The organism is Sphaerobacter sp., from assembly GCF_019683595.1.
Taxonomy (GTDB): domain Bacteria; phylum Chloroflexota; class Chloroflexia; order Thermomicrobiales; family Thermomicrobiaceae; genus Sphaerobacter.
Genome location: NZ_JADGHZ010000140.1, coordinates 1 through 8,999 on the forward strand (window position 1 = coordinate 1; position 8,999 = coordinate 8,999).

General features: G+C 67.7%; 6 protein-coding genes. 5 read left to right on the forward strand and 1 reads right to left on the reverse strand.

Annotation, left to right across the window (positions count from 1 at the left end; translation table 11 throughout):
* Positions 1–289 precede the first annotated feature (289 nt).
* From IRZ30_RS13075 to IRZ30_RS13095, 5 genes are all read left to right on the forward strand, one after another.
* A complete protein-coding gene (locus tag IRZ30_RS13075) occupies positions 290–1,636 on the forward strand; it encodes an FAD-binding oxidoreductase (protein WP_294085781.1) in 1,347 nt (448 codons plus the stop codon).
* Positions 1,633–2,394 carry an SDR family oxidoreductase gene (locus IRZ30_RS13080; protein WP_294085783.1) on the forward strand — a complete coding sequence of 254 codons (762 nt, stop codon included), beginning with the start codon at positions 1,633–1,635 and terminating at the stop codon, positions 2,392–2,394. Before IRZ30_RS13075 ends, IRZ30_RS13080 begins: the two co-directional genes overlap by 4 nt.
* 238 nt (positions 2,395–2,632) lie before the next feature.
* A complete protein-coding gene (locus IRZ30_RS13085) occupies positions 2,633–3,004 on the forward strand; it encodes a hypothetical protein (RefSeq protein WP_294085785.1) in 372 nt (123 codons plus the stop codon).
* Positions 3,005–3,479: 475 nt separating this feature from the next.
* Positions 3,480–3,845, forward strand: a complete 366-nt coding sequence (locus IRZ30_RS13090) for a hypothetical protein (RefSeq protein WP_294085787.1) — start codon at positions 3,480–3,482, stop codon at positions 3,843–3,845.
* 621 nt (positions 3,846–4,466) lie between these two features.
* Positions 4,467–5,474, forward strand: a complete 1,008-nt coding sequence (locus tag IRZ30_RS13095) for a 3'-5' exonuclease (protein ID WP_294085788.1) — start codon at positions 4,467–4,469, stop codon at positions 5,472–5,474.
* Positions 5,475–5,713: 239 nt separating this feature from the next.
* Here the strand turns inward: IRZ30_RS13095 and IRZ30_RS13100 are convergent, their stop codons facing one another.
* Positions 5,714–8,842 (reverse strand): glycosyl hydrolase, encoded by a 3,129-nt coding sequence (locus IRZ30_RS13100; RefSeq protein ID WP_294085790.1) that lies wholly within the window; start codon positions 8,840–8,842, stop codon positions 5,714–5,716.
* Between the last annotated feature and the right edge of the window lie 157 nt (positions 8,843–8,999).

Sequence of the window (8,999 nt, forward strand, 5' to 3'; positions counted from 1 at the left end):
CGTTTTTTTTTAAAACCCCCCGCCCGCCCCCCCCAGCCCCGCGCCCGCCGCCCGCGGCGCGCGCCGCGCACGGCTCCGCTCAGGATGACAGTGCCCGGGCAACGGTGATGGCTCTGGTATACGACGGTATTTCGTCAACCCCCGTTACTCCACAACGCCGGCATTCGCGCAACGGTGCGTGGTGCTGCGGCCTTCCGACACGCCGGCAGCCGTGGTGTATCCTGTTGGGCGGTGATGCACCGGCCGTTGTGCCTGCACGGCTGGCAGCGTGTGAGCCGGAGAGGTGCTCGTGCTCGATCCGTCGGTACGCGAATATGGCTCCTGGGGTCGCTACCCGCGCGTCCGGCACCGTGCCGTGGTGCCGATCTCCTGGCGCAACGAGATCCCCGACCTCGCGGCGCTCCCGGGCAGCCTACTCCCCTACGGCTACGGCCGCAGCTACGGCGATAGCTGCCTGAACGAGGGCGGCACCCTCCTCGACGTCTCCGGCCTCAACCGCTTCATCCACTTCGACGAGGAGACCGGCGTCCTCCGCTGCGAGGCCGGGGTCCGGCTCGACCAGATCCTCGCGGCCTTCGTCCCGCGCGGCTGGTTTCTGCCGGTGACGCCGGGCACCAAGTTCGTCTCGGTCGGCGGCGCCATCGCCAACGACATCCACGGCAAGAACCACCACGTTGCTGGGACCTTCGGCCGCCATGTGCTGCGCTTCGAGCTGGTCCGCTCCAGCGGCGAGCGGCTGATCTGCTCGCCCGAGGAGAACGCCGACCTCTTCCGGGCCACGATCGGCGGGCTGGGGCTGACCGGGCTCATCATCTGGGCAGAGATCCGGCTCAAGCCGATCACCAACGCCTTCATCGCCGAGGAGCAGATCCGCTTCGAGTCGCTTGACGAGTTCCTGGCGCTCTCGGCCGAGTCGGCCGACCGCTACGAGTACATCGTCTCCTGGATCGACTGTTTCGTCGGCGGGGGACGTTACGTGCGCGGGCACTTCATGCGCGGCAACCACGACCCGTCGCCGGTGCGGCCCAACCGACTGCCGGAGCCGAAGCTGCGCCTGGCGGTGCCGGTCGACCTGCCGAGCAAGCTGCTCAACACCTGGACTGTCCGCGCCTTCAACACGGTCTACTACCACCGGCAGCGGGCGCGGTGCGTGCGCAAGGTGATCCCCTACGAGCCGTTCTTCTACCCGCTGGACACGATCCACACCTGGAACCGCATGTACGGCCGTCGTGGCTTCCTGCAGTACCAGTGCGTCGTGCCGTTCGACGGCGATAACGCGGCGATCAAGGAGATCCTCGACCGCATCCGCCGCTCCGGCCAGGGCTCGTTCCTGACGGTGTTCAAGACCTTCGGCGACGTGCCCTCGCCGGGGATGCTCTCCTTCCCCCGACCGGGGATCACGCTGGCGCTCGACTTCCCGCTCCAGGGGCCGGAGACGCTGCGCCTGCTTGACGACCTCGACGCCGTGGTGCGCGAGAGCGCCGGCGCTCTCTACCCGGCCAAGGACGCCCGCATGAGCGCCGAGAGCTTCCGGGCGAGCTTCCCCCGCTGGGAAGAGTTCGCCCGCTATGTCGATCCGAAGTTCTCCTCCAGCTTCTGGAGGCGCGTCACGAGCGAGGACGGACAGAGCCGATGACGACCGCGATGCACGCGACCACGCCTGCCGTGCTGATCATCGGGGCCACCTCGGCGATCGCGACCGAGACGGCCCGCTGCTACGCCGCCGACGGCGCGCGCCTCTTCCTCGTTGCCCGCTCGCCGGAGCGATTGGAGGCCATGCGCGACGACCTGCGCGTGCGCGGCGCGACGCAGGTCGATACCTACGCGCTCGACCTGACAAATATCGACGGTCACGCCGCCATGCTGGACGCCGCCAAGCAGGCCCTCGGGCGGATCGACGCCGTTCTAATCGCCTACGGGACGCTGGGGGACCAGAAGAAGAGCGAGGCGTCGGTCGAGACCACGCTGCGTGAGTGGCACACCAACGCCACCAGCACCATCGCCCTGCTGACGCTGCTGGCCAACGACCTGGAGCGGCAGCGCCACGGCACGCTGGCGGTCATCAGCTCCGTCGCGGGCGACCGCGGCCGCCGCTCGAACTACGTCTACGGCGCCGCCAAAGGCGCCCTCAGCATCTTCCTCCAGGGGCTGCGGGCACGGCTCAGTAAGTCAGGTGTCAAGGTCGTGACGGTCAAGCCCGGCATGGTCGACACCCCGATGACGGCCCACATGCGAAAGAGCCCGCTCTTCGCGTCGCCCCAGCGCGTCGGTCGCGATATCTACGAAGCCATGCAGAAGGGCAAAGAGACGGTCTACACGCCCTGGTATTGGCAGTTCGTCATGCTGGTCATCAAGGCGGTGCCGGAGCGGGTGTTCAAGCGGCTGCCGCTGTGACCGGACCCGCGGCGGGCCTGCGGCGCGACCGTGGGCACGGTATCGTGCCACGCCATCGCCTCTCCCCGCGAATCGACCGCAGTATGCCCCGTTCACGCATCGCGTGACGCCACGCGAGATAGTACCCATTAGCCTTGAACTAGCCAAATCTTGCTATACACGATCTCCCTGTGAGCGTTTTACCCTGGCCACGGCGCTATGGCTGTGCGTGAGAATGTCCACTAGAGGGGTGGTCTTGATGGTTTCCCCACGTCTGGGTAGACGTTTCCGCATCCTGACCGTGGTGGTCCTTGGGCTCATCATCATCGCGTTCCCAGAGACAGCGTCGACCCAGTCCCCCAAGGTCTATCTCGATGACTGGTGGCAGGATGGCGTCAACGTCGCGTGGTTCAGTTATGACCGCTCCACGATCTATGTAGGCGACCACGAACGGGACGGCGACGGAGTCTACGTCGAGTATCGGGGACGCAATGGGACCCACGGGTTCGTCTGGGACGGCAACGGATCGCAGGCCGGATACGGCAGCGCCAAGGTATTCGGCTTAACCTCCTTCCGTTTGTGTGAAGACGACTGGGGCACGAATGATTGCACGAACTGGGTATACGTCTAGTCGCAAGCCGGCCGCACTGGCGATCCTCATCGCGCCCATGCTGGCCCAGCCGTAGGCCGGGTCGGCGGGAGAGGCTGGCCGCAGCGCCACGCCCATCACCAACAGTGCGATCACGCGGTAGGCGAGCCGGCGGGACTCATGGGCTGACGCCGTGGGGTGCCGTGCACAGGACATCCGCGCTCGCGCAGCACCCTAGCGCCACGCCGCGCACGCCCTACGGCGTCCGCCTGGCGTCGGCAGACCGCGAGCGTCGCGTCGGCGCCCGACGAATTTGTCGGGCACACGCCGGTGGTTGGTGCGCGGCGGTCTCCAAGCACGCGGCCCTGAGGTGCCCTGCCGCTTCCACTCGGCTGTGCCGGCCGGTGGAGACACCATGCCTTCCTGCAAATCGACAGCGGTACGCGCGGTTCACACATCGTGCGAAGTCACGAGAGTATGGCTGTGCGTGAGAATATCCACTAGAGGGGTGAACTTGATGGTACTCCCACGTCTGCGTAAAGGTGTCCGCGTCCTGACCGTGGCAGTGCTTGGGCTCATCATCACCGCGGCACCGGCGTCCGCGTCTCCCCACGAGATCTACCTCGATGACTGGTGGGAATATGGCCGCAACTGGGCGTATGTCAATTATGACCACACCGTGGTCTGCGCAAACGACGGCGAAGAGGATGGCCACGGAGTCTACGTCGAGTACCGGGGACCCGGGTCCATCCACGGCTTCGTCTGGGACGGCAACGGATCGCGGAGCGGATACAGCTGCTTGAAGGTGAAGAAGGTAACCTCCTTCCGTCTGTGTGAAGATGACTGGGGCTCGCCCGATTGCACGGCGTGGAAATACATCTAGCCGCGAGCCGGCCGCGCCCCTCATGAGCTGTACGATCACACGGTAGGCGCCGCGGCGGGACTCATGGGCTGACGCCGTGGGGTGCCGTGCGCAGGACATCCGCGCTCGCGCACCGCCCGAGCGCCACGCCTTAGCTGGGTGTCCGGTGGTCGGCCCGTGCCCGGGGATGGGTGATGAGAGGAACCCACGCTGTGGCACGGGCCCGGCGGCTTGAGCCCCGGGCACGCGCTGACCAGCGGACACCCATGGAATTCGTCAAACTCCATTACCCCGGGCACAGGCCACCGCACGAGGATCCTTCCACCACCCATCGCGGAGACGATCGCAGCCGCACGAGCCAATAGAGCGGGCAGGAGACGGAGCGGCCGGTATGCCGGTGGATGTCGTCAATCTCCTGATGGGCACGATGGCCCAGCGCTTCTGGCGTGATCCCCACGCCGGGGAAGGCCGGGTAGCATCTTTGTCAGTTGTGAGGGATTGACGGTAAGCTCTCTGCGCCGTACATTCCCTTCAGCGAACAATCGAATGATGACAGGGCACGCCCCGCTGGGTCGGGGGCAGTGCACGCCGGGGTGGACCGAGGCGCCGGTGCGGCGCAGTGGACAGGGAGGGAAAGGGTCGATGTCGGCGAGGGGATCGGCGCGGCAGGCAGCAGTGCGCTGGGCCATCGACATCGTCGGGCGAGACGATGTGGTCTACCTCGACACGGAGACTACCGGCCTGGGGCCGGACGCCGAGATCGTCGATATCGCCGTCGTGGATCAAGCCGGGCGCGTCCTGCTCAACTCCCTCGTCCAGCCACGGAACCCCATCCCCGCCGCGGCGACCCGGGTCCACGGGATCACCAACAAGATGGTCATGAACGCGCCAGAGTGGCCGGAGATCTACCAGGAGCTGGCGCGCATCATCCAGGATTACCCCACACTCATCATTTACAACGCCGCCTACGACCGGAGGTTGATCTCGCAGACCTGCCGGCGCTACGGCATCAGCGTGCCCCGCGCCGACTGGCAGTGCGCCATGCTGAACTACGCGGCGTATCGCGGCGAGTGGAACGCGCGCTATGGAAACTATCGTTGGCACAAGCTGGAAAAGGCGGCGATCGAGACCGGCGCGCCGATGCCCCCCACCCACCGCGCGCTCGACGACGCCCAGGCCTGCCGCCATGTGGTGCTGTCAATGGCGGGCGCGGCGACCGCGCGGCCAGCATCAACGGTGCGGGTACCGGCCCGTCCGGCAGCTCCGCCCGCGGTGGCGCCGGCTACGAGCGGCGTACGCGCGGCCCAGCCCAGCCGGGCAACCGCGGCTGCCGCCGAGCCGGTCGTCACGATCCGCGAACTCCAATCTAATTCGACCGACGCTGAGAGCGTCGAGGTCGAGCGCATCGAGGTCAAGCCCACCGACGTCTCCGATACGCCAGCAGCCGCGCCGCCAAGGCAGCGCGAGTGGTATCAGCACTGGTGGCTCTGGCTTATCATCGTTCTCCTCCCGATCCCGTGGATCGATTGGATCGCGATTCCCCTCCTGATCTATTACCTGCCATTCACGGCCAACACGCGCGCCATCATCGGCGCTACCACCGGCGTGATCGTTATCTTCGGTTTCATCGCGACGGCGCTGGGCATCTAGCCCCAGCGCCGCTTCCCCCGGCGCGGTGGCAGCGCTTCCGTGGCCGAGGTGGGGCTGGACGGACGACACCCCGACCCCGCTGCTGGCGGATTCCGTCCGGGAGGGACACGGGAGGAAGGGATCCTTCCCCCTGCCGCGGGGCGGCTCCGATCGGGATGTTATGGAGAAGCGGGTCCGGGGGGGCCGGGGGGGGGGCCCCCCCCGGACGGTGAGTCTGCGGGATTGGCCGGTGGGCCGGGCTAGCCCAGCGGCGGAATACCCGATTCGGCGATCTTGGCGTTGAGCGCGCCGATCTCGGACTCGATCAGCGCGTTGAGCCGGGCGATGCCCTCGTCGGCCCAGCCGCTCAGGTACTCGAAGACGCCGTAGGCCTGCTCCGTCGGGCGGGCGTCGGCGTAGGAGACGGTCCCCTGGAGCGACGCCAGCTTGCTGTTCACCTTCGGCGGGTAGTTGAAGGCGTCCGCGCCGCCCTTATGGCGCCACTCCACCAGGTAGTTCTCCGCCTCGGCCAGCTTCTCGACGACCTTGCCGGCCTCCTCGGCCAGCGCCTCCTGGCCGGACGCCCGCAGCCGCTCCTGCCAGGCCGCGATCTGCTCGCGCAGCCGCTGGCTGCGCAGCACCGTCTCGTGCACGCTGCTCAGCTTGGCCTGGATCGCCATCAGCAGGTCGAACTGCGCCTGTAAGTCCTCCTGCGTGGCGGAGATGCGCGGATCCTTGCGGATCTCGAACTGCTGAGATCCGACCTCCTGCCCGTCGATCTCCAGCCGCACCTCATAGGTACCCGGCACCGCCTTGGGACCGATCACGCCGCCGCCCCAGTAGGCAGCCAGCCGCACGCCCTCCAGGTCCACGCCGTCCGGGTAGCGCATATCCCAGACGAAGCGGTGGACGCCGGGCTTGGCCTTCGGCTTCGGTCCCTTGGCCTTCTCATCGTCGCTGGCGATGCGCTTGATGAGCTTGCCGTCTGCCGTGTAGAAGCTCAGGGCCACCGACTTGGGATTCTCGACCCCGATCCGGTACTGCACCAGCACGCCGACCGGCGGGTTCTCCCCGGCGCTTCGCAGCTCGATGCGGGTGCCGCCCTCACCGTCGGGCACGATCTCGCCGAGCACCTGGTTCCCGCCGGCGGTGATGTAGGACTTGTAGCCGGCGGTCTTGGACTCGGGCCAGCGGCGCGGCGGCATGAGCCGGTAGGCCGGCCGGACCGGGAAGAGCGTGCCGGGCGCGTCCGGGTCGATGTCCGGCCAGGCGCGCAGGGCCGACAGGTCGTCGAGCACCCAGAAGGAGCGCCCGTGCGTCGCCAGGATTAGGTCGGTATCGTGGATGACCAGGTCGTGGATCGGCACCACCGGCAGGTTGCCGGTCACCCGGTGCCAGTTGGCCCCATCGTCGAACGAGACGTAGAGGCCGGTCTCGGTGCCGCAGTACAGCAGCCCGCGGCGCACCGGGTCCTCGCGGATCACGCGGGTGAAGTCATCCTCCGGGATGCCGTTGGTGATCGGCTGCCAGGTCTTCCCGTAGTCGTTGGTCTTGAGCAGGTAGGGGCGGAAGTCGTCCAGCTTGTAGCGCGTCGCGGCGACGTAGGCCGTGGCCGCGTCGTGCGGTGAGGCCTCGATGATCGAGATCAGCGCCCACTCCGGCAGGTCGGGCGTGACGTTCTCCCACGTCTTGCCGTTGTCACGTGAGACGTGGATCAGCCCGTCGTCGGAGCCGGTCCAGAGCACGCCCTGCTGCACCGGGGACTCGGCGAAGGCGAAGATCGTGCCGTAGAACTCGGTGCTGACGTTGTCCTTGGTGATCGGCCCGCCGGAGGGCTTGAGCGTCTCCGGCTCGCCGCGGGTCAGATCCGGGCTGATCTCCTCGAAGCTCTGCCCGCCGTCGGTCGAGCGCAGCAGGTGGTTGGCGCCGACGTAGAGCACGTTGGGGTCATGCGGTGAGAGGTGGATCGGGAAGGTCCACTGGACGCGGTACTTCATCGACTCGGCGCCGTAGCCGATCGGGTCGTCCGGCCAGACGGTGATGTCCACCTCCTGCCGGCTGCGGTGGTCGTAGCGGGTCATGCGGGAGGCGTAGCTCCCCGCGTAGACGATGTTCGGATCGTCCGGCCGCACGGCGATGTAGCCCGACTCCCCGCCGCCCACCGGGTAGGTGTCGTCGGCGGTGATGACGCCGCGGTCGGAGTAGCTCGGGATCGACAGCGTGGTGTTGTCCTGCTGCGCGCCGTAGATGCGATACGGGAACTGGGTGTCGGTGGTGACGTGGTAGAACTGCGCGGTCGGCTGGTTGTAGATGCTGGACCAGGTAACCCCGCCGTCGAGCGAGACGCAGGCGCCGCCGTCGTTGCCGTGGATCATGCGCTTCGGGTTCTTCGGGTCGATCCACAGGTCGTGGTGGTCGCCGTGCGGGGTCGGGATACCGATGTAGGTGGCGCCGCCGTCGATCGACTTCCAGAAGCGCAGGTTCAGCACGTAGAGGACGTCCGGGTTGACCGGGTCGGCGAAGATGTGCATGTAGTACCAGGGCCGCTGGCGCAGCTCCGGGTTGTCGCTCAGCCGCGTCCAGGTCGCACCGCCGTCGTCGGAGCGGAACAGGCCGCCATCCTTGGCCTCGATCAGCGCCCAGACCCGGTCGGGCTTGGCGGGCGAGACGGCCACGCCGATGCGCCCCTTGAGCCCCTGGGGTAGGCCGGGGTTGTTGGTCAACTCGACCCAGGTGTCACCCCCATCGGTCGTCTTGAAGATGCCGCTCCCCTCGCCGCCGCTGACCAGCGACCAGGGCGAGCGCCGGGCCTCCCACATGGCCGCGTAGAGCACGCGCGGGTTGTTCGGGTCCATCGAGAGGTCGCAGGCACCGGTGTTCTCGTCCCGGTAGAGCACCTTCTCCCAGGTCTGCCCACCGTCCTTGGAGCGGAAGACGCCGCGCTCCTCGTTCGGACCGAAGGCGTGACCGAAGGCGGCCACGTAGACCAGATCCGGGTTCTTCGGGTGGATCCGCACCCGCGCGATGTGTCGGGTCTCGGCCAGGCCCAGGTGCCGCCAGGTGGCACCCGCGTCGTCGGACCGGTAGACACCGTCGCCGTGGGAGACGTTGCCGCGGATGCACGACTCGCCCATCCCGACGTAGATCACGTTCGGGTCTGCCTCGCTGACGGCGATCGCGCCGACCGAAGCGGTCTTGAAGAAGCCGTCGGAGATGTTGCGCCAGGTCGCGCCCGCGTCCGTCGACTTCCACACGCCCCCGGCGCAGGCGCCGAAGTAGAAGGTCAGTGGGTCCACAGGGTCGGCAGCCACCGCCACCACCCGGCCGCCGCGGTACGGCCCTGCCAGCCGCCACCGGGTCGCACCGAGCAACTCCTGAGGATCTCTCATCGAAATGCTTCCCCTTTTCTCCGAGCGGCAGGCCGATCCCGGCAGGATCGACCCAGCAGCTCAGCCGAAAACCCACCAGCGCGCCCGCATCGTAGCCTCCCTGCGGGAAATGTCAAGGCGTTCCCCGACACCAGGGCCGGCAACGTGCTAGAGTGGA